The 19,434-nt window shown below is 68.9% G+C and carries 18 protein-coding genes and 1 tRNA gene; 5 read left to right on the top strand and 14 right to left on the bottom strand.

All coding sequences use genetic code 11. From position 1 onward, the window contains the following. Positions 1 to 56: 56 nt before the first annotated feature. From BKK79_RS19770 to paaA, 10 genes are all read right to left on the bottom strand, one after another. Positions 57 to 141: transfer RNA gene (locus BKK79_RS19770), tRNA-Leu, on the bottom strand. 158 nt (positions 142 to 299) lie between these two features. Beyond that, complete coding sequence (locus BKK79_RS19765; RefSeq protein WP_071038304.1) at positions 300 to 818, bottom strand: RNA polymerase sigma factor; 519 nt, start codon at positions 816 to 818, stop codon at positions 300 to 302. Between the two features lies 1 nt (position 819). Beyond that, complete coding sequence (locus BKK79_RS19760) at positions 820 to 1,041, bottom strand: YgaP-like transmembrane domain (protein ID WP_071013232.1); 222 nt, start codon at positions 1,039 to 1,041, stop codon at positions 820 to 822. A gap of 173 nt (positions 1,042 to 1,214) precedes the next feature. Further along, positions 1,215 to 2,564, bottom strand: coding sequence for a phenylacetate--CoA ligase PaaK (gene paaK / locus BKK79_RS19755; RefSeq protein WP_071038303.1), 1,350 nt, complete (start codon positions 2,562 to 2,564; stop codon positions 1,215 to 1,217). Between the two features lie 131 nt (positions 2,565 to 2,695). Next, a complete protein-coding gene (gene paaN / locus BKK79_RS19750) occupies positions 2,696 to 4,360 on the bottom strand; it encodes a phenylacetic acid degradation protein PaaN (RefSeq protein WP_071038302.1) in 1,665 nt (554 codons plus the stop codon). Between the two features lie 95 nt (positions 4,361 to 4,455). Continuing rightward, positions 4,456 to 5,532: a 1,2-phenylacetyl-CoA epoxidase subunit PaaE gene (gene paaE, locus BKK79_RS19745; protein ID WP_071038301.1), complete on the bottom strand. Its 1,077-nt coding sequence runs from the start codon at positions 5,530 to 5,532 to the stop codon at positions 4,456 to 4,458. Positions 5,533 to 5,549: 17 nt separating this feature from the next. Then, positions 5,550 to 6,092 (bottom strand): 1,2-phenylacetyl-CoA epoxidase subunit PaaD, encoded by a 543-nt coding sequence (paaD, locus tag BKK79_RS19740; protein WP_071038300.1) that lies wholly within the window; start codon positions 6,090 to 6,092, stop codon positions 5,550 to 5,552. 11 nt (positions 6,093 to 6,103) lie between these two features. Then, positions 6,104 to 6,856 carry a 1,2-phenylacetyl-CoA epoxidase subunit PaaC gene (paaC, locus tag BKK79_RS19735; RefSeq protein WP_071038580.1) on the bottom strand — a complete coding sequence of 251 codons (753 nt, stop codon included), beginning with the start codon at positions 6,854 to 6,856 and terminating at the stop codon, positions 6,104 to 6,106. 26 nt (positions 6,857 to 6,882) lie between these two features. Continuing rightward, a complete protein-coding gene (paaB, locus tag BKK79_RS19730; protein ID WP_071013245.1) occupies positions 6,883 to 7,164 on the bottom strand; it encodes a 1,2-phenylacetyl-CoA epoxidase subunit PaaB in 282 nt (93 codons plus the stop codon). A 56-nt stretch (positions 7,165 to 7,220) separates the two neighbouring features. Beyond that, positions 7,221 to 8,204, bottom strand: a complete 984-nt coding sequence (gene paaA, locus BKK79_RS19725) for a 1,2-phenylacetyl-CoA epoxidase subunit PaaA (protein ID WP_071038299.1) — start codon at positions 8,202 to 8,204, stop codon at positions 7,221 to 7,223. Between the two features lie 117 nt (positions 8,205 to 8,321). Between paaA and paaX the strand changes: the two genes are divergently transcribed. Further along, positions 8,322 to 9,275: a phenylacetic acid degradation operon negative regulatory protein PaaX gene (paaX, locus tag BKK79_RS19720; RefSeq protein ID WP_071038298.1), complete on the top strand. Its 954-nt coding sequence runs from the start codon at positions 8,322 to 8,324 to the stop codon at positions 9,273 to 9,275. 43 nt (positions 9,276 to 9,318) lie between these two features. Here the strand turns inward: paaX and BKK79_RS19715 are convergent, their stop codons facing one another. The 3 genes from BKK79_RS19715 to BKK79_RS19705 form a co-directional block, all read right to left on the bottom strand. After that, positions 9,319 to 10,842, bottom strand: coding sequence for an argininosuccinate lyase (locus BKK79_RS19715; RefSeq protein WP_071013252.1), 1,524 nt, complete (start codon positions 10,840 to 10,842; stop codon positions 9,319 to 9,321). 107 nt (positions 10,843 to 10,949) lie between these two features. Continuing rightward, positions 10,950 to 11,171, bottom strand: a complete 222-nt coding sequence (locus BKK79_RS19710) for a DUF3820 family protein (protein ID WP_071038297.1) — start codon at positions 11,169 to 11,171, stop codon at positions 10,950 to 10,952. 126 nt (positions 11,172 to 11,297) lie between these two features. Continuing rightward, entirely contained in the window at positions 11,298 to 12,230 is a 933-nt protein-coding gene (locus BKK79_RS19705) for a LysR family transcriptional regulator (RefSeq protein ID WP_071013258.1), read from the bottom strand. 226 nt (positions 12,231 to 12,456) lie between these two features. Between BKK79_RS19705 and BKK79_RS19700 the strand changes: the two genes are divergently transcribed. Continuing rightward, positions 12,457 to 13,242, top strand: coding sequence for a putative hydro-lyase (locus BKK79_RS19700; protein ID WP_071038579.1), 786 nt, complete (start codon positions 12,457 to 12,459; stop codon positions 13,240 to 13,242). A 107-nt stretch (positions 13,243 to 13,349) separates the two neighbouring features. Next, positions 13,350 to 14,642 carry an MFS transporter gene (locus BKK79_RS19695; protein ID WP_156811369.1) on the top strand — a complete coding sequence of 431 codons (1,293 nt, stop codon included), beginning with the start codon at positions 13,350 to 13,352 and terminating at the stop codon, positions 14,640 to 14,642. A gap of 139 nt (positions 14,643 to 14,781) precedes the next feature. Here the strand turns inward: BKK79_RS19695 and BKK79_RS19690 are convergent, their stop codons facing one another. Beyond that, entirely contained in the window at positions 14,782 to 15,450 is a 669-nt protein-coding gene (locus tag BKK79_RS19690) for a GntR family transcriptional regulator (protein WP_071038296.1), read from the bottom strand. Between the two features lie 462 nt (positions 15,451 to 15,912). On the opposite strand from BKK79_RS19690, the gene BKK79_RS19685 reads away from it, so the two are divergent. Both BKK79_RS19685 and BKK79_RS19680 read left to right on the top strand, forming a co-directional pair. Continuing rightward, positions 15,913 to 17,580, top strand: coding sequence for a 5-oxoprolinase/urea amidolyase family protein (locus BKK79_RS19685; protein WP_071038295.1), 1,668 nt, complete (start codon positions 15,913 to 15,915; stop codon positions 17,578 to 17,580). Positions 17,581 to 17,588: 8 nt separating this feature from the next. After that, a complete protein-coding gene (locus BKK79_RS19680) occupies positions 17,589 to 19,319 on the top strand; it encodes an acetyl/propionyl/methylcrotonyl-CoA carboxylase subunit alpha (protein WP_071038294.1) in 1,731 nt (576 codons plus the stop codon). Positions 19,320 to 19,434: the final 115 nt, after the last annotated feature.

The following is a 19,434-nucleotide window of genomic DNA, read 5'->3' as shown; positions in this document are numbered from 1 at the left end:
AAATCCTTGATTTACTTGGGATGGTGAACCACTGCGGACTGCAGCGGCCAATGACGTGGTGCCCAGAGCGGGACTCGAACCCGCACGCCTCGCGGCGCTACCCCCTCAAGATAGTGCGTCTACCAATTCCGCCATCTGGGCAAGGGGGCGCATTGTAACGGCTGGAAGCGATTTTGTGAACTGGTGCGCGTCGATCCATCCATTGCGAGGCGGGTTTCCGCGTTCCCGGCAGGCCTCTCGCACGCGGCATTCGCGGTCGGCAGGCCCCCGCGGCGGCCGGGCCGCCCGCGGGTACACGCTTAACCGAGCAGGTACTCCCGCGCCATCGTCCGTGCCCGGTGCAGGCGGCTCTTGGCCGCCGCCTGGCTGATGCCCAGGCGCTCGGCAAGTTCCCGCACGGTCAGCTCCTCGAAGTCGCGCAGCAGGATGATCTGGCGATAATCCGCCGGCAAGGATTCGAGGGCGCTGGCCAGCTCCATGCGCAGGCCCTCGCGGGAATGCGAGCCCAGCCAGTGGTCGAGCTTTTCCTCGTCGTAGGGATCGAAGCGGAGCGCCTTGCGTCCCAGCCGGCGGCATTCGCGCTCGACCACACGGAACAGCCAGCCCGAGAGCGCGGCCAGCGCGCGCAGCGAGCCGATGTGGCGTGACAGGATCAGCAGCGCTTCCTGCACGGCGTCGTCGATGTCGCTGACCAGGCAATGCCGCTTGGCGTAACGCCGGATATCGGGCTGGCACAGGCGCAGGATCTCCGCCAGCGCTGCGGGATCCCCGGTCTGGGCTTGCTGCAGCAGCGGCAGGTGTTGCTCGGCAACCTTCATGTCAGTTCCGCCGGGTGACGGCGCCTTTGTCCAGGCGCCGCCCGACCATGGCGCACATCGGGCAGAAGCCTACCAGGCCGGATACCACGATGCCAGCGGCGGCGAGCGCTCCGGCGATGCGCCAGCTAGCGGGCAGCCAGGCCAGCGCACCGGCGACGGCAAGCGCTCCGGCAACGATGCGCAGCATGCGCTCCCAGCCCGGCACATTCTTCACGTAGAACATCGTCATCTCCTGAAAGTCGAGGAAGTCCCTCGACCGACAAGAGGCAGCGGACGCGCGAGAGGATTCGCGCAGGAGCAAAAAAGGTCGTTCGACGAGTTCCGAGCGGCTGAATTATCACATTCCGTCGCCGACAGCCGGCCGCCGGATCGACGCCGCCTGCCCCGCCCGCTTCGTCACCCGGCCTCGGCCAGTGCCTCGCCGGTGATCTTGGGCCGCATGTCCAGCACGCGCCGCGCCTTGCCGGTGGTGGCACGCTCGATGCCGTTCGCGTCCACCACCTGTACCTGCGTGGTGACGCCGACGTAGGTCTTGATCTGGGCCTTCAGCTCGCGCTCCAGGACTGCCCTGCCCTCCGCGCCCAGCGCCCCCGCGGCCTCCGGGCGGGCTTCCACGCGCACGGCCAGGGTATCGAGATGGCCGTCGCGCGTCACCACCAGCTGGAACTGCGGGGCCAGCGCGGGCGTCTTCAGGATCAGTTCCTCGATCTGCGACGGGAACACGTTCACGCCGCGGATGATCAGCATGTCGTCGGAGCGGCCGGTGATCTTGCCGATGCGGCGCATGGAGCGCGAGGTCGGCGGCAGCAGGCGCGTCAGGTCGCGCGTGCGGTAGCGGATCACCGGCAGGGCTTCCTTGGTCAACGAGGTGAACACCAGTTCCCCTTCTTCCCCGTCCGGCAGGACTTCGCCGGTGACGGGGTCGATGATTTCCGCGTAGAAATGGTCTTCCCAGATGACCGGCCCGTCCTTGCTCTCCACGCATTCGCAGGCCACGCCCGGTCCCATGACCTCGGACAGGCCGTAGATGTCGACCGCGTCGATGCCCGCGCGCGCCTCGATCTCCGCCCGCATCGCGTCGGTCCAGGGCTCGGCGCCGAAGATCCCGAGCTTCAGCGAAGTCTCGGTGGGGTCCATGCCCTGGCGCATCATCTCTTCGATGAGGTTGAGCATGTAGGACGGCGTGACCATGATGATGTCCGGCTGGAACTCGCGGATCAGCTGCACCTGCTTCTCGGTCTGGCCGCCCGACATCGGCACCACCGTGCAACCGGCCCTCTCCGCGCCGTAGTGCGCGCCCAGGCCGCCGGTGAACAGGCCATAGCCGTAGCTCACGTGCACCAGGTCGCCGGGCCGTCCGCCGGCGGCGCGGATAGAGCGCGCCACCACGGTAGCCCAGGTATCGAGGTCGCGCGCGGTGTAGCCCACCACGGTGGGCTTGCCCGTGGTGCCGCTCGAGGCGTGCACGCGGGCGATCTTCTGGCGCGGCACGGCGAACATGCCGAAGGGATAGTTGTCGCGCAGGTCCTGCTTGACCAGGAAGGGGAACTTCGACAGGTCCGACAGCGACTTCAGGTCATCCGGCGCCACGCCCGCGGCATCGAAGGCGCGGCGATAGTGCGGCACGTTGTCGTAGGCATGGCGCACGCTCCATTTCAGCCGTTCCAGCTGCAGCGCCTGCAGTTCGTCGCGGCTGGCACGCTCGATCGGTTCCAGCTCGTCGGGGTGGGGGATGCGTTGGACCATTGTCTACTCCATCGTTGTCATCATGGCGCCGGATACGAGGGGGGCGGCGCGCGGGCACTGCGGGTGCTGCGGGTGCTGCGGGTGCTGCGGGTGCTGCGGGTGCTGCGGGTGCTGCGGGTGCTGCGCGGAAATCAGAGATGCGAGCGGCTCTGCACCACGCGGAAGCGGTTGGCCACGAACGCCGCGTCGGACAGCGACGCATTGGCGGCGGGGTTCGCACCGGTGGCATGGAAATCGCTGAAGGCGGCCGACTGGTTGACGAAGACGGCGCCGGTCAGGTTGAACGACAGCGCCACGCCGGCGTCCTCCGCCGCATCGCGGATGGCATCGGCCACACCATCGTCGGTGGTGTAGGCCGACAGCGTCAGCGCGCCATGCTCCTTCGCGCCGCGGCGGGCCAGCGCGATGCTGTGCGCGGTGTCCTCGGTGGCCACTACGAAGGAGATCGGGCCGAACAGTTCCTGCATGATCTTGCCTTCGTCGCTGGCATCGGTCTTCAGCACCAGCGGCGTATGCACGCGCGCGCCGGGAAATTCCGGGTGTACCAGGGCACGGCTGTCGACCACGATCTCGCCCAGTGCGCGCGATGCCGCGATGCGCCGCACCACGCCGTCGTTCTGGATCGCGCCGAGCAGTTCCACCGCCTTGGCGGGATCGCCGGTCAGCTTGCCCACGGCTTCGCCGATGGCGGCGGCCACGTGGTCGAAGCTCAAGCGCCCTTCCGGCGTCTCGATGCCGTCCTTGGGCACATAGATGTTCTGCGGCGCCGTGCACATCTGGCCGGAGTACAGGGCGAGCGAGAACGCGATATTGCGCACCATGCCCTTGAAGTCAGCGGTGGAGTCGATGACGATCTGGTTGACACCGGCCTTCTCCGTGAAGACTTGGGCCTGCCGGGCGTTGCGCTCCAGCCAGTCGCCGTTGGCGGTGCTGCCGGTGAAATCGATCAGGCGCACTTCGGGGCGCAGTGCCAGCGTCGACGCCATGTGTTCGCTGGGATCGTTGGCCACCAGGGTGACGATATCGGGATCGAAGCCGGCTTCCGCCAGCACTTCGCGCGCCACTTCCACGGTGATGGCCAGCGGCAGGATGGCGCCCGGATGCGGCTTGACCACCACGGCATTGCCGGTCGCCAGGCTGGCGAACAGGCCGGGGTAGCCGTTCCAGGTGGGGAAAGTGCAGCAGCCGATCACCAGGCCCACGCCGCGCGGTACCACGGTGTACTGCTTTTCCATGCGCAGCGGCTCGTTCTTGCCCTGGGGCTTCTCCCACAGCGCGCGCCTGGGGATGCGGCGCATCTCGTCCCAGGCATAGGCCACGGCTTCCAGGCCGCGGTCCTGCGCGTGCGGACCGCCCGCCTGGAAGGCCATCATGAAGGCCTGGCCGGTGGTGTGCATCACCGCATAGGCGATTTCGAAGCTGCGGCGGTTCAAGCGCTGCAGGATCTCCAGCGAGACGCCGACCCAGGCCTCGGGGCCGGCCTTGCGCCAGGCCGGCAGTGCCTGCGCCACGCCGGCGAAGAGCTGATCGAGATCGGGCTTCGGATAACGCACGCCCAGTGCCATGCCGTAGGGCGAGACTTCCTGGCCCGCCTCGCCCACGGTGCCGGGCTGGGACAGCGCGAACGGCCGGCCCAGGCGCGCCTCGAAGGCGGCGCGGCCGTCCGCGTTGGCGCTCTCACCGTAGGCCTTCGGGCTCGGCATTTCGACGAACGGGCTCCAGTAGCCGCGCGTGGCGATGGCTTCGGTGGCTTGCTCCAGCAACGCCTGGTGGCGGGTGAAAAACGGATGGGACACAGCTTGCTCCGGGAAAACGGCGACTGCCTGCCTGGATGGCATGGACGGCGTGATGGATGGGTTGGATACTTGGATACCTGGCAGCGCTCCGGCTGTCAGGTTTCCTGGTCGAAATCGATGACCAGCTTGTCGCTGACGGCGTAGCTCTGGCAGCTCAGGATGAAGCCGCGCGCCACCTCGTAGTCCTCCAGCGCGAAGTTGACGTCCATGTCCACCTCGCCCTCGATACGCTTGCAACGGCAGGTCGAGCAGACACCGCCCTTGCAGGCGTACGGCAGTTCGATGCCTTGGGCCAGCGCGGCGTCGAGCACGGTCTCCTTGTGCTTGTCGAGCGTGAACCGGCGCGTGCGGCCGTCCTGGATCACGGTCACCTCGCACTGCTGCCGGCCCACCTGCTTATGTACGTGTGCCACCGGCCGCGCGGCAGGAAGGCTGGTGGCGAACAGCTCGCGCTTGATGCTCGCCTTGTCCACCCCGCTCTCCTGCAGCGCCTGCGCCACCTCTTCCATCATCGAATGCGGGCCGCAGATGAAGGCCACGTCGATGTCCTCCGGCTTCACCCAGTGGCGCAGCAGGGCCCGTACCTTGTCGCCGTCGATGCGACCGTTGAACAGCTCGATGTCGAGCTGCTCGCGGCTCAGCACGAAGACCAGGTTGAAGCGTTCCAGGTAGGTGTCCTTCAGGTCTTCCAGCTCTTCCTTGAACAGCACCGACGACGAGGCGCGGTTGCCGTAGAAGAGCGTGAAGCGGCTGCCGGGCTCCGTCATCAGCGTGGTCTTGATGATCGACAGCATCGGCGTGATGCCGCTGCCGGCGGCAAAGGCGACGTAGTGGCGGCGATTGGCTTCGGCCAGCGGCACGTGGAAGTGTCCGGCCGGCGGCATCACTTCCAGCGTCATGCCGGGGTGCAGCGTGTCGTTCGCCCAGTTGGAGAAGCGCCCGCCTTCGACCCGCTTGATGGCCACGCGCAGGCGCCGGTCCTGCACCGCCGAGCAGATCGAATACGAGCGGCGCACGTCTTCGCCGTCGATGCCGGCGCGCAGCGTCAGGTGCTGCCCTTGCACGTAGCGGTAGGCATCGGCCAGCGCGTCGGGCACGGCGAAGGTCACCGCCACCGCATCGCGGGTCTCGCGGGTGACCGAAGCCACCGTCAGCTCATGGAATTTGCTCATCTCCCCACCTGTCTCGTTCAGTGAGCCTTGAAGTAATCGAACGGCTCCTTGCAGTCGCCGCAGCGGTACAGGGCCTTGCATGCCGTGGAGCCGAACTGGCTGACCAGGCGGGTGTGGCGCGAGCCGCAGTGCGGGCAGGCCACCACCAGTGCCGGCGAGGCCTTGCGGCCGATGGCAAGCGAGCCGCCGGCGCCGCGCAGGCCGCTGATGTCGATGGCCTGCTCCGCCGGCGGCGCGATGCCGTAGCCGGACAGGCTGGCCTTGCCGCGCGCGCTCATCCAGTCGGTGGTCCAGGCCGGGGCCAGGCGCGTCTGCACGCTGACGTGCTCGACGCCGTGCGCCGCCAGCGTGCGCTCGATCTCCTCGCGGATCGCCGTCATGGCCGGACAACCCGAGTACGTCGGCGTGATGGTGACGACGCAGGTGTCGTCCAGCCAGGCCACATCGCGCACGATGCCCAGGTCCACCACCGAGATCACCGGGACTTCCGGGTCCGGCACCTTGTCCAGCCAGGCCCAGACCTGGTCCAGGCTGGCGCGCTCGGCAACTGTCGCTGACATGGCGGCCTCCCTCACCAGCTGGCGCCCGGATAGGCGCGCTGCAGGAACTGCATCTCGGCCAGCAGGTAGCCCAGGTGCTCGCTATGCCGGCCCTGGCGTCCGCCGCTCTGCGCCCAGCCGCCGGCCGGGCGGCTCAGCGTCGCCTCGTCCAGCACCTCGTCGACATGGCGCAGCCACGCGCCGGCCAGCGTGGCCGGGTCGACGGCCACACCCTGCGCCGCCAGCGCCGCGTCGGCGGCATCGCTTTCGAACAACTCGCCGGTGAACATCCACAGATCGTCGAAGGCCTGCTGCATGCGGCGCCGGCTTTCCACGGTGCCGTCGCCCAGGCGCACCACCAGGTCGGCGCTGCGGCGCGCGTGGTAGGCCACCTCCTTCAGCGACTTGGCCGCGATCTCGGCGATGCGCGCATCGGCGCTGCGCTGCAGGCCGTCGAGCAGGAAGTAGTGCCAGGTGTCGAACAGGAACTGGCGCGCCAGCGTATCGGCATAGCTGCCGTTGGGCTGCTCGACCAGCAGCAGGTTGCGGAACTGGTGCGCGTCGCGCAGGTAGGCGAGCTGGTCGGCGCTGCGGCCGGCCCCCTCCACTTCCCCGGCATAGCCCAGCCACAGGCGCGTCTGGCCGATCAGGTCCAGCGCCACGTTGGTCAGGGCGATGTCCTCTTCCAGGGCGGGGCCGCGACCGCACCATTCCGACAGGCGCTGGCCCAGTACCAGCGTGCTGTCGCCCAGGCGCAGCAGGTATTCGAGCTTGTGTTGGTCCATGGTGGAGTCGTCCTCGCGCGCAGCCATCAGATGTGCTTGACCTCTTCCGGCATCGGGAAGAACGTCGGGTGCCGGTAGATCTTGCTGTTGGCGGGCTCGAACAGCGGGCCCTTGTCGCCCGGGCTACTCGCCATCACGTCGGCGGCCTTCACCACCCAGACGCTGACGCCTTCGTTGCGGCGCGTGTAGACATCGCGCGCATGGTTGATGGCCATCTCGCCATCGGGCGCATGCAGGCTGCCCACATGCTTGTGGGCCAGGCCGTGCTGGCTGCGGATAAAGATCTCCCAAAGCGGCCACTCTTTCATGGCAACTCTCCTGTCAGGTTGGCGGTGGGTCGGCGCGCCGGCTGGCGCGCCCGGTGTCAGGCGGCGGCGCACTCTGCCTTGTCGGCGTGCGCCACCAGGGCGTCGCGGAACCAGGCGCCGTCGTCCCAGGCCTTGACGCGCGTGCGCAGGCGTTCGCGGTTGCACGGCCCGTTGCCGCGCAGCACGTTGTAGAACTCGTCCCAGTCGATGGCGCCGAAGTCGTAGTGGCCGCGTTCCTCGTTCCACTTCAGGTCCGGATCGGGAACGGTCAGGCCCAGGTACTCGGCCTGCGGCACGGTCTGGTCGACCATCTTCTGGCGCAGCTCGTCGTTGGAGAACAGCTTGATGCGCCACTGCATCGATTGCGCGCTGTTGGGCGAATCGGCGTCGGACGGGCCGAACATCATCAGCGCCGGCCACCACCACCGGTTCAGCGCGTCCTGCGCCATCTGCTTCTGCTCCGGCGTGCCGCGGCACAGCGCCAGCAGGATGTCGTAGCCCTGGCGCTGGTGGAACGACTCTTCTTTGCATACCCGCACCATGGCACGGGCATAGGGGCCGAAGGAACAACGGCACAGCGGCACCTGGTTGATGATGGCGGAACCGTCCACCAGCCAGCCGATGGCGCCGATGTCGGCCCAGCTCAGCGTGGGGTAGTTGAAGATGCTGGAGTACTTGGCCTTGCCGGCGTGCAGGTCATCCAGCAACTGGTCGCGCGACACGCCCAGCGTTTCCGCCGCGCTGTAGAGATAGAGGCCGTGGCCCGCTTCATCCTGGATCTTGGCCAGCAGGATCGCCTTGCGTTCCAGCGTGGGTGCACGGGTGACCCAGTTGCCCTCGGGCAGCTGTCCCACGATCTCGGAATGCGCATGCTGCGAGATCTGGCGGACCAGCGTCTTGCGGTAGGCCTCGGGCATCCAGTCCTTGGCCTCGATCTTGATGCCGGCATCGATGCGCGCCTGGAACTCGCGCTCCTGCGGGTCCATTTCGTCCAGCGCGCGAAGCCTTGTCGCCCCCGTCTCCACCAGTTGTGCGTACATCCCGTGCTCCGTTTTTCCAGGCCTTGACCTGCGTCAAACCGTCTCGATGAAGGGGATGATAGTGATACAATTTGATTCAAACAATCGATGTTTCTGTATCACTTTCAAGGTGTACGCATGGCCACCCGCCTGGATATCGACACCGTTTCTCCCCAGCTTGCGCGGCTCGCCCGCGGACTCAAGCTCGGCGCCAATTCGATGCTGGTGACCTTGTTCGGCGATGTGGTGGCGCCACGGCCGCAGGCGCTCTGGCTGGGCAGCCTGATCCACCTCGCGGCACCATTCGGCATCAACGACCGGCTGGTGCGCACCGCGACGTTCCGGCTGGCCGCGGACGACTGGCTCAGTGCCACGCGCCTCGGACGGCGCAGTTACTACGGGCTGTCGGAAGCGGGATTGCAGCGTGTGACGCACGCGGGCAAGCGCATCTATGCCGGCGAAGCGGCACAGTGGGACGGACGCTGGACCCTGGTGCTGGTGCGCGGCGACGCCCGCGCCACGCTGCGGCAGCAACTGAAGCGGGAGCTGTTGTGGGAAGGCTTCGGCGCCATCGCTCCCGGCGTGTTCGCCCATCCGCGAGCGGACGCGTCATCGCTGCGGGAAATCCTCACTGCCGCCAAGGCGCTCGACTATGTGGCGGTGATGGAGGCGGCCAGCCTGGCCGCCTTCTCGCTGGAGCCGCTGCAGGTCCTGATGCAACAGACCTTCCGGCTGGGCGACGTGGCCGCCGCCTGGCAGGCGCTGCTGCGCCGCTTCTCGCCGCTGCTGGACAGTGCCGCCGGCCTGGCGCCGGTCGACGCCTTCTTCCTGCGGGCCCTGCTGCTGCATGAGTACCGCCGCGTGCTGCTGCGCGACCCCGACCTGCCCGAAGCCCTGCTGCCGGCCGACTGGCCGGGCCGCACCGCACGCATGATGTGCCGCGACATGTACACGGCATTGCTGGACGCCAGCGAAGACTACCTGCACGCTACAGTGGAGACCGCCGACGGCCCGCTGCAAGGCGCCAGGCGCGAGCTGCGCAAGCGCTTCGGCGCCGGCACCGCGCGCCCGGCCGGACAGCCGGCTGCCTGACGGCCGCCTGTCCGATGGCCCGCGGCCGCGCCGCGGCCTTCCTTCACTTCAGCAGCTTGTCGAAATCCCGGTCGAGCCGGGCCAGCGAGGCATCGATGGCACCGCGGCGCGCCTGGATCCACGCCTGCTGCCGCGCCAGATCCTGCTCGGCGGCCTTCAGCATGCGTTCCATTTCCGCCGGCTGCGGGCCGCCGGAGGTCACACGGTGGTTGACGATGGCCACCGGGTCGAGCGCCGCGCGGAACTCCGCCTCGCTCATCGGGAACTCGGTACTGCCGTAGTCGTGCACCGACTCCGCATAGATGCGCCTGGCCTCGGCGTAGGGAAAGGCACTGGGCCTGATGTCGTGCGCCTTGGCGTAGTCGACCAGGTTGGAGGCGAAGTGATGACCGACGCGGAACGGCAGCTTGTACTTGCGCATCAGCTCGTCGGCCAGTTCCTGCGACGCGGTCCAGTCGCTGTCCAGCTCCTCCAGCGCGCGCTGGCGGTCGATCACCAGCGCCGTCATGATGCGGTCGAGCCCTTGCAGCGCGGTCACCGCGCTCTGCACCATCTGCCCGTTGGTCACCGCATCCTTGGCGTCGGACATGCCCGGCGGCAGGTTGTGCGCGCGGATCACCGGCCCCATGGCCAGCGTGATCGCGGTGGAGGCCTTCTCGCGGGTGGAATTCAGCAGGCCGGGATTACGCTTCTGCGGCATCGCGCTGGACACATAGGTATTGCCGCCCCCTTCCTGCAGCAGGATCCATGGGCGCGGCTGCGCGTACTGCGTCATCACGTCCTCGATGAAGCCGCCGACGTGCAGGGCGATGCTGGTGACGATGGCGCCGACCTCCACCGGCAGGTCGACCGCGCTGATCTGCGACGCATCGTAGGCGTTGTCGACCAGGGCGGAGAAGCCGAGATAGCCCGCCATGCGCTGGCGGTCGAGCGGCCAGCCGGTGCCGTTGAGCACCGTGGTGCCCATCGGCGAGCGGTCGATACGCTGGTAGGCCTCGCGCAGGCGCTGCGCGTCGCGTTCCAGGCCGGCCTGGATCCCGAGCAGGTAGTGCCCGTAGCTGTTCGGCTGCGCCGCCACGCCATTGGTGTAGTTGGGCACGATGGTGCCGGCATGCTGGCGCGCCAGCTTGACGATGGTGGCCGAAGTCTTGTCGAGCTGGTCGGCCAGACCCAGCACCTCTTCGCGCAGCATGGCCGCGCGCACCGTGGCCAGCATGTCCTGGCTGGAACGCCCGGCGTGGATCAGCGTGACCTCCTGTCCGGCGGCCTGGATCATCAGCGGCTCGAAGGTGATCACCAGGGACGGGCGCTTGCCGCCGGGCTTGTCGCCGTCGGCCAGCACCTTGGCGATGCCGCCGGCCACGCGCGGCGCCAGCGTCCGCTCGAGCAGCCCCTCGTCGGTATTGATCACCGTCGACGCCTTGTTGATCTCGCCCAGCCAGAAGAAGGCATCGTGCCTGGCACCGTCCGCGGCCAGCGCCGCCTGCGGGGCAGCCACGGCCAGCCAGGCGAGCGCGCTCGACACGGCCAGGGTTCTCAGGCGATGGGGGGATCGTGCGGTGGGCATGGGGTCTCCTTGGTTTTCATCCTGCCCGGCGTGCGCGGGCTGCCACGGAGGCGCACCATACACCAGATCGGCCGTGCGCGAGGGCGCACGGATGTCCTCCCCGCCGCTCAAACCCGCTCGCGCAGCGGCTGCAGCAGGTGCCCCAGGCCGTTGTGGTCCAGCTCCTGCATCAACGCCAGCAGGCGGCCCAGCTCGCCCGGAGGGAAGCCCTCGCGCGCGAACCAGTTCAGGTAGTTGCCGGGCAGGTCGGCGATCAGCGTCCCCTTGTACTTGCCGAAGGGCATCTTGCGTGTGACGAGCAGGAGGAGGGATTCGCTGTCGGGGAGCATGGTGGTGGGCCGGGAACGACTGGCCGGCATTGTAGCGCCGTGGTAGCGCCGTGATGGCCTGCAGCACCCTGTGCACGACGATGGCACGCAGGCGCCCGCCAGGGTGGCGGACGCCTGCCGGCGGCCTCACAGCGCCTCCACCAGCCGCTTGTCGCTGTTGTGGCAATACTCCGCACACGCCGCCCGCGCCGAATTGGCCGCGCCGTGCACGAACAGCGGCGCATCGGCGCGCCGCGACATCGACACCACGATGGAGGGCGGCGCCGGCTGCAGCGGCAATTCCACCACCTCGCCGCTCTCGATCAAGCGGTCGACGAACAGCCGCGGGATGGCGGCCACACCGAAACCGTCGCGCACCAGCTGGACGATCACGGCAATCGACGGCGAGCCGGTGATGCGCGTCTCCGACAGCGGCACGCCGTGCACGCCGGCGAGCTTGGCCACGATGTCTTCCAGCGCGCGATGCGGCGCGGTGCCGCGGCCGAAGGTGAGGATGGGGTGCTGCAGCACCTGCAAGGCGAGCGGGCCGCGCGTATGCGACAGCAGGCCGGCACGCGCCACCCAGTGCACGGGGTAGTTGGCGAGCGCATTGCACACCACATTGCTTTCGTCGCTGCCTTCGACACGGATGATGAGGTCGAGCTCGTCGGCGATCAGCCGGCGCTGCAGCACCACGCTCACATCGGCGGTCAGTTCGACTTCCAGCTGGGGATAGTCGGCGGCCAGGCGCCGCATGTAGTGCGGCAGCCAGCTATGCACCACGGTCTCGATCACACCCAGGCGCAGGCGCCCGCGGATCTTGCTGTCCCCCGAGGCGGCGGCATGCAGGCGGCGCGCCGCCTCGACCACGCTCCTGGCGTAGCCGAGCAGGTACTCGCCGTTGGGGGTCAGGCGGAACTCGCGGCTCTCGCGGTCCACCAGCACGGTCTGCAACTCGTCCTCCAGCGCCTTGATGCGTTGCGAGATGGCCGCCGGCGTCGCATGCAGCGCGGCCGCGGTTGCACGGAAGCTGTGCAGCTTGGCCAGCGTGACGAAGGTCTCCAGGAAGCGCGTATTCATCTGGCTGCCGCCCGTATCGACGCGGAAGACATCGAGTTGCCCGCGTGTTCACCGCAGTTCACGTCCAAGGCGCGTGCGCACCGGCAGAGGGAAATCAAGGGAAAACCCGTATAAACGTTAAGAATTGCTTTACAGGGATGCCAATAAAAAGTCGTTGGCGACAAAAAATTTTACTCCCTATCGTTCAGGTCAGACACGACCACGTCATTCCGACATGCCCCTGACGATGCCCGCCCACCCGACCCCTTTCGACTTCCGCCAGGCCGTACGCAGCGGCCAGTTCCGCGGCCCCACCGCCGGACACTGCGGCGACTACGCGCAGGCCAACCTCGCCATCCTGCCGGCGGCGCACGCCGGCGATTTCCTGCGCTTCTGCCAGGCCAATCCGAAGCCCTGTCCCTTGCTGGGCGTGGGCGAGCCGGGGCAGTGGCATGTGCCGGAGCTCGGGCGCGAGGTCGACATCCGCAATGACGTGCCGGCCTACAACGTCTACCGCGACGGCAAGCTGGCGGAAGAGACCGATTCCCTGGCCGAGCTGTGGCAGAACGACTTCGTGGTGTTCGCCATCGGTTGCTCGTTCTCCTTCGAACAGATGCTGGCGCAGGAGGGCATTCCGCTGCGGCATGTGGAAGAAGGCTGCAACGTGCCGATGTACCGCACCCGCGTCGCCAACCGGCGCGCAGGCGTGTTCGGCGGGCAGCTGGTGGTGTCGATGCGGCCCATGCGGGGCGCCGACGCCATCCGCGCGGTGCAGATCACCAGCCGCTTTCCCGCCGTCCATGGTGCGCCGATCCACATCGGCGACCCGGCCGAGCTGGGCATCGAGGACCTGTCACGGCCCGAGTTCGGCGACGCTGTCACCGTCAAGCCAGGCGAGCTGCCGGTGTTCTGGGCCTGCGGCGTCACGCCCCAGACCGCGATCATGGCGGCCAGGCTACCGCTGGCGATCGCGCACAAGCCGGGCCACATGCTGGTGACCGACATCCGCAACGCCTCGCTCGCCGTCTTCTAGCCTCGCCGCCCCGCCTGCCCCGGCACCTTTTTCCGACTTTCCCGCCCTTGCTTCGCCGTTCCCCCTCACGCACCCAGGAGCGTTTCATGGACCACCAGACCCCCGCGATGGCCCCCCCTATCCCGCCCAAGACGTCGGCCGATGCCGGCGGCAATCTGTTCTCCTGGTACGGCGACGCTGCGCCGCGCGAGAAACGCGCCTTCTGGAGCTGCAAGGTCGGCTACATGCTCGACGGCATGGATACGCAGATGCTGTCCTTCGTCATCCCGACCCTGGTCGCCACCTGGGGCATCAGCCTGGCCGACGCCGGCTTCATCGGTACGCTCACCTTGCTGGCCTCGGCGCTGGGCGGCTGGGCCGCCGGCATCCTGTCGGACCGTATCGGGCGCGTACGCACGCTGCAGCTGACGGTGCTGTGGTTCGCCGTCTTCACCGGCCTGTGCGGCCTGGCACAGAACTACCACCAGTTGCTGGCGGCGCGGGCGCTGATGGGTTTCGGCTTCGGCGGCGAATGGACCGCCGGCGCGGTGCTGATCGGCGAGGTGATCCGCGCCAAGGACCGCGGCAAGGCTGTCGGCCTGGTGCAGTCCGGCTGGGCCATCGGCTGGGGCCTGACGGCCATCCTGTATTCCGTGCTGTTCTCCGTCCTGCCGGCGGAGTTGGCATGGCGCGCGCTCTTCCTGGTGGGCCTGCTGCCGGCACTGCTGGTGGTGGTGATCCGCCGCTATGTGAAGGAACCGGACGTCTATGAGAAGGAAAAGGCCGCGCAGGGCAAGGCCAGCGACCATCCGCGCCTGACCGAGATCTTCCGTCCCGCGCTGCTGTCGACGACCATCCGCGCGGCGCTGCTGGCAACCGGCGCGCAGGGTGGCTACTACGCCATCACGACCTGGCTGCCGACCTTCCTGAAGACGGAGCGCCACCTGACGGTGATGGGCACCGGCGGCTACCTGGCGATGATCATCTTCGGCTCGTGGGTGGGCTACCTCGTCAGTTCCTACCTGACCGACCGCCTCGGCCGCAAGCCCAACTTCATCCTGTTCGCGCTCGGCTCGATGACGATCGCCTTCAGCTACACCATGCTGCCGCTGACCAACGGCGCCATGTTCTGGCTCGGCTTTCCGCTCGGCTTCTTCGCCTCCGGCATCTTCAGCGGCATGGGTGCCTTCCTCACGGAACTGTTCCCGACCCGCGTACGTGGCTCCGGCCAGGGCTTCTGCTACAACTTCGGCCGCGCGGTCGGCGCCCTCTTCCCCTTCCTGATCGGCGCGCTGTCCAAGGAATACGGCCTGGGCACCAGCATCGGCATCTTTGCCGCGGCGGCCTACGGGGTGCTCATCCTGGCGGCGCTGACGCTGCCGGAGACACGCGGCCGGGAACTGGAAGCGGCCGGCGCGTAACGATGCACAACGACGCATAGCAACGCATCGCAACGCATAACAACGCACGACAATCCACGACGACGCACGCGTCATCCACAGCCGGCGGCACCGGGCTCGCGCAGCGAGCGGCCGGCCGCCGGCCGACCCGCGTGGCGCGTCAGCGCGAATTGAACATCGGATGCCGCGCGCAGGCCGACAGCACGATACGCTCCGACTGCGACAGGTAGTCATTGAGCAGCGCCGCGCTCTCGGCCAGCTTGCCCGCTTCGAACAACTGCAGGATGCGCTGGTTCATGTCGACGTAGGGACCGTGCAGGAACTCGGCGTCCTGCAGGATGCCGAAGGCCAGGCGCTGTTCGGCCAGCAGGTGGGAGAACATGGTCTTCAAGCGCTCGCTGTCGGCCAGGTCGACGATGGCCATGTGGAAGTCCATATTGGCCGTGCCCACGCCTTGCCAGTCACCCTGCGCCCGGCAGCGCAGCCCCATCTCGACCGCGGCGCGCAGGTGCCGCACCGCCGGATGGCTCGGGTAGGCCTGGGCCAGCGCCTGGCACTCGATCAGCCGGCGCACGCGGTAGATATCGACGATGTCCGCGATGCCGGGCACCGCCACCGAGACGCCGCGGTTGGGCTCGTGCTTGAGCAGGCCCTCCTTGGTCAGGACGCGGAAGATCTCGCGCAGGGTATTGCGCGAGATCTGCAGGCTTTCGGCGAGGGCGGCTTCGGACAGGCGCTGGCCAGGCAGGAAATCGCCTTGCACGATCCTCTGGCGGATCTCGTCGGTGACCCGTTCGGCCAGGTTCTTGGTATCAGGACTGGATGTCATCTAGCGTTGGCTCATGCGTGGTCGGGCCTGCGCTCCTGTCCGGCCGGCCAATCGCGGTAGCGCAACCCGGCGCCGGACGGCCGCGCTGGCATGTTAGCGCACTCTGCCGGGCGATTTGCACCGGTTAGGCGCATATCCGCGCACCATTGTCGACCTAGGTGTATACCATGATCGTCAACTTTCGCGGATTGTTCAACAATCTTGTAACCATAGTTGATCGAAAATACGATCTGACTATTCATTGCCGGCACTACCTGCACTGTATGTGTATCGCCAGACAAGATGAGAGGGAGTTGGCGCCGATCGCGCCGATCGCGCCGCTTGACCGATCCCCCGCGTACGTGGCCCGACACTTTGTGCCATCCACGCCGCGACACGGATCCCGGCCCTGCCCTCCCGCTGCCGCGGTGCTGACGCATCGGCACCGTGCCTACTCGAATTGACCGCTCGCGGAGTCTCCTCTTGCGTTTCCTACCCGTCTCCCTGAATGCGCTGCTGGTGGAACTGGCCGACCTGGACCAGACGCTGGCCCTGCTGGCCTCGCTGCAGCGCGAGCCCCTGCCCGGTGTGGAGGAACTCGTGCCTGCGGCACGGACCATCCTGGTGCGCTTCCGCCCCTCGGCCTGCGGCCTGGCGCAGCTGGCGCAGGCCATTGCCGCGCGCGACCTGAGCCAGCGCGCCGAGCGCAGCGCGACCCTGGTGGAGATCCCCGTCCACTACGATGGCGAGGACCTGGCCGAGGTGGCGCAACGGCTGGGCATCACGCCGGAAGAGGTGGTCCGCCGCCACACCGGCAGCGAATACACCGTGGCCTTCACCGGCTTCGCGCCGGGCTTTGCCTACCTCTCCGGCGGACACCCGAGCTTCGACGTGCCGCGCCGGACCACGCCGCGCACGCGCATCCCGGCCGGTGCCGTGGGCCTGGCCGGCACCTTCAGCGGCGTCTATCCGCAGGCCAGCCCCGGCGGCTGGCAGATCATCGGCGTGACGCCGGTGGCCATGTGGGACCTGGGCCGTGAGCAGCCGGCGCTGCTGCAGCCCGGCTACCGGGTGCGCTTCGTCGATATCGCCACGCTGGAGGCCGGCGCGCGCGCCGCCTGGGATGCCGACAGTGGCCGCCGCAGCAGCGACAGCAGCGGCGCGCCCGCCCAGGCCGCCGGCGGCCGCAGCCGCGCCGACCTCGCCCCGGGCCAGGCCGCGCTGCAGGTCAAGGCCACCGGCCTGCTGACCGTGTTCCAGGACCTGGGCCGCCATGGCCAGGCCGGGCAAGGTGTGTCGGCCTCGGGCGCGATGGACCAGGCGGCGCTGAAGACGGCCAACCGCCTGGTGGGCAACCCCAGCGACACGGCTGCGCTCGAGACCGTGGGCGGCGGCCTGCAACTGCAGAGCCTGGGCGAGACCGTGGTGGCCGTGACCGGCGCCGATGCGCCCCTCACGGTGAAGACCGCCGACGGCCGCCGCTGGCCCGTGCCCGGCCACGAGGCGCTCGCCCTCGCCGACGGCGACGTGCTGGCGATCAGCCAGCCGACGGCCGGCGCACGCTGCTACGTGGCCGCGCGTGGCGGCTTTACCGTGGCGCCGGTGCTCGGCAGTTGCGCCACCGACACCCTGGCCAACGTCGGTCCCGCGCCGCTGGCCGTGGGCGAGGTGCTGGGCCTGCGTCCGGCGGCGGCCGGCGCCGTGGTGGGCGATCCGGTGCCGCCCGCGGCCGACCTGCCCACGCTGGAGCAGGAGGTCGTGCTGGACGTGGTGATGGGCCCGCGCACCGACTGGTTCACGCCTGAGGCCGTGGCACGCCTGGCCGGCCAGCGCTGGCAGGTCACGCCCCAGTCCAACCGTGTCGGCCTGCGCCTGGCGGGCGATGTGCCGCTGGAACGCGCCGTGGGCGGCGAGCTGCCCAGCGAAGGCACCGCCCTGGGCGCCCTGCAGGTGCCGCCCAGCGGCCAGCCCGTGCTGTTCCTGGCCGACCACCCGCTGACCGGCGGCTATCCCGTGATCGCCACCGTGGCGCCGCACCACCTCGACCGCGCCGGACAGATCCCGGTGGGCGCCTGGCTGCGCTTCCGCCCGATCCGCGCTTTCGAAGACCTCTCTCCAACCGACGCCGCCGGCAAGGCTGGCACCCTGTGAGCCCCATCATGAAGAAAGTCCTGGTTGCCAACCGCGGCGAGATCGCCGTCCGCATCATCCGCGCCTGCGCCGACTACGGCGTGCAGTCGGTGGCCGTCTACGCCAATGCCGACCTCGACGCCGTGCACGCCCGCCTGGCCGACGAAGCCTACGGCCTGGACGGCGACCGGCCGGCCGATACCTACCTCAACATTCCCAAGCTGCTGGAGATCGCCCGGCGCAGCGGCGCCGATGCCGTGCACCCCGGCTACGGCTTCCTCTCGGAGAGCGAGGCCTTTGCGCGGGCGGTGATCGATGCCGGCCTGCGCTGGATCGGCCCCTCGCCGGCCACCATCGCCAAGCTGGGCGACAAGGTCGAGGCGCGCAAGATCGCCCTGCAGGTGGGCGCCCCGCTGGTGGCCGGCACGCCCGACCCGGTCAAGGATGCCGGCGAGGTGCTGGCCTTCGCCGAGCAACACGGCCTGCCCATCATCATCAAGGCCGCCTTCGGCGGCGGCGGCCGCGGCATGAAGATCGCATGGCGCATGGACGAGGTGGAAGAGCTCTACCACTCGGCCGTGCGCGAGGCCGTCACGGCCTTCGGCCGCGGCGAGTGCTTCGTCGAGCAGTTCCTCGACAAACCCCGCCATATCGAGGCCCAGGTGCTGGCCGACACCCACGGCAACGTGGTGGTGCTGGGCACGCGCGACTGTTCGCTGCAGCGGCGCAACCAGAAGCTGGTGGAAGAAGCGCCCGCGCCCTTCCTCAGCGACGCCCAGCGCGAACGCATCCACAGCGCGGCACGCGACATCTGCGCCGCGGCCGGCTACACCAGCGCCGGCACGGTGGAATTCCTGCTCAGCACCGGCGGCGCCATCTCCTTCCTGGAGGTGAACACCCGCCTGCAGGTGGAGCATCCGGTGACCGAACAGACCACCGGTGTGGACCTGGTGGTGGAGCAGCTGCGCGTGGCCGACGGCCTGCCGCTGTCCGTCACCGCCACGCCCGCTCCGCTGGGCCATTCGATCGAGTTCCGCATCAATGCGGAGGACGTCGGCCGCGGCTTCCTGCCCACCCCCGGCCCGGTGCAGCGTTTCGAGGCACCGTCGGGCCCCGGCGTGCGCGTCGATGCCGGCGTGCAGACCGGCTCGGTGGTGCCCGGCACCTTCGACTCGCTGATGGCCAAGCTGATCGTCACCGGCGCCACCCGCGAGCAGGCCCTGGCCCGCGCGCGCCGGGCCCTGCGCGAGTTCCACATCGAGGGCGTGGCCTCGGTACTGCCCTTCCACCGCACTGTCGTCGACCACCCGGATTTCCTCGGCGCCGATGGCTTCCGCGTGCATACCCGCTGGATCGAATCCGACTTCGCCGAGCCGCTGGCCGCCGCCGTGCGCGCCGAGCCGCAGCCCGACACCGGCCTCTTGCGCACCGTCATCGAGGTCGACGGCCGCCGCGTGCGCCTGGGACTGCCGGCGCAGCTGATGCGCGGCCTGGCCGATGCGCCTGGGGCCACCTCCGCCGGCCCCGCAGGCGAGGCCGCCGGCGCCTCCGAAGCCGACCTGCTGGCGCCGATCGCCGGCACCGTGCACGCCTGGAAGGTGGAAGCGGGCGCCGAGGTCCAGGAAGGCGACCTGGTGGCCGTGATGGAAGCCATGAAGATGGAGATGCAGGTCCACGCGCATCGCGCCGGACGCATCACGCTGCACGCCAGCCCCGGCAGCGCAGTGGCAGCCGGCGCCCCGATCGCGACGATCGGCTGAGCGCGCGCCGGCCCTTGCGGCCGGCCGGCGGCGGGCGCGCGGCTCAGTCCGCCCGCAGCACGCGCGTGGTCATGGCCACGGTGAAACAAAGTCTCGCGGTGCCGGTGGACGGGCA

Origin of the sequence: Cupriavidus sp. USMAA2-4 (assembly GCF_001854305.1) — a bacterium.
GTDB classification, from domain to species: Bacteria; Pseudomonadota; Gammaproteobacteria; order Burkholderiales; family Burkholderiaceae; genus Cupriavidus; species Cupriavidus malaysiensis.
Note: the sequence above shows the minus strand (reverse complement) of the source record. Positions and strands in the feature narration are given on the sequence as shown.

Bases quoted from the DNA above. Each gene is read 5' to 3' on its own strand.
- BKK79_RS19765 (WP_071038304.1), bottom strand. From the start codon at position 818: ATGAAGGTTGCCGAGCAACACCTGCCGCTGCTGCAGCAAGCCCAGACC.
- BKK79_RS19760 (WP_071013232.1), bottom strand. From the start codon at position 1,041: ATGTTCTACGTGAAGAATGTGCCGGGCTGGGAGCGCATGCTGCGCATC.
- paaK (WP_071038303.1), bottom strand. From the start codon at position 2,564: ATGGTCCAACGCATCCCCCACCCCGACGAGCTGGAACCGATCGAGCGT.
- paaE (WP_071038301.1), bottom strand. From the start codon at position 5,532: ATGAGCAAATTCCATGAGCTGACGGTGGCTTCGGTCACCCGCGAGACC.
- paaD (WP_071038300.1), bottom strand. From the start codon at position 6,092: ATGTCAGCGACAGTTGCCGAGCGCGCCAGCCTGGACCAGGTCTGGGCC.
- paaC (WP_071038580.1), bottom strand. From the start codon at position 6,856: ATGGACCAACACAAGCTCGAATACCTGCTGCGCCTGGGCGACAGCACG.
- paaB (WP_071013245.1), bottom strand. From the start codon at position 7,164: ATGAAAGAGTGGCCGCTTTGGGAGATCTTTATCCGCAGCCAGCACGGC.
- paaA (WP_071038299.1), bottom strand. From the start codon at position 8,204: ATGTACGCACAACTGGTGGAGACGGGGGCGACAAGGCTTCGCGCGCTG.
- paaX (WP_071038298.1), top strand. From the start codon at position 8,322: ATGGCCACCCGCCTGGATATCGACACCGTTTCTCCCCAGCTTGCGCGG.
- BKK79_RS19715 (WP_071013252.1), bottom strand. From the start codon at position 10,842: ATGCCCACCGCACGATCCCCCCATCGCCTGAGAACCCTGGCCGTGTCG.
- BKK79_RS19710 (WP_071038297.1), bottom strand. From the start codon at position 11,171: ATGCTCCCCGACAGCGAATCCCTCCTCCTGCTCGTCACACGCAAGATG.
- BKK79_RS19705 (WP_071013258.1), bottom strand. From the start codon at position 12,230: ATGAATACGCGCTTCCTGGAGACCTTCGTCACGCTGGCCAAGCTGCAC.
- BKK79_RS19700 (WP_071038579.1), top strand. From the start codon at position 12,457: ATGCCCGCCCACCCGACCCCTTTCGACTTCCGCCAGGCCGTACGCAGC.
- BKK79_RS19695 (WP_156811369.1), top strand. From the start codon at position 13,350: ATGGCCCCCCCTATCCCGCCCAAGACGTCGGCCGATGCCGGCGGCAAT.
- BKK79_RS19690 (WP_071038296.1), bottom strand. From the start codon at position 15,450: ATGACATCCAGTCCTGATACCAAGAACCTGGCCGAACGGGTCACCGAC.
- BKK79_RS19680 (WP_071038294.1), top strand. From the start codon at position 17,589: ATGAAGAAAGTCCTGGTTGCCAACCGCGGCGAGATCGCCGTCCGCATC.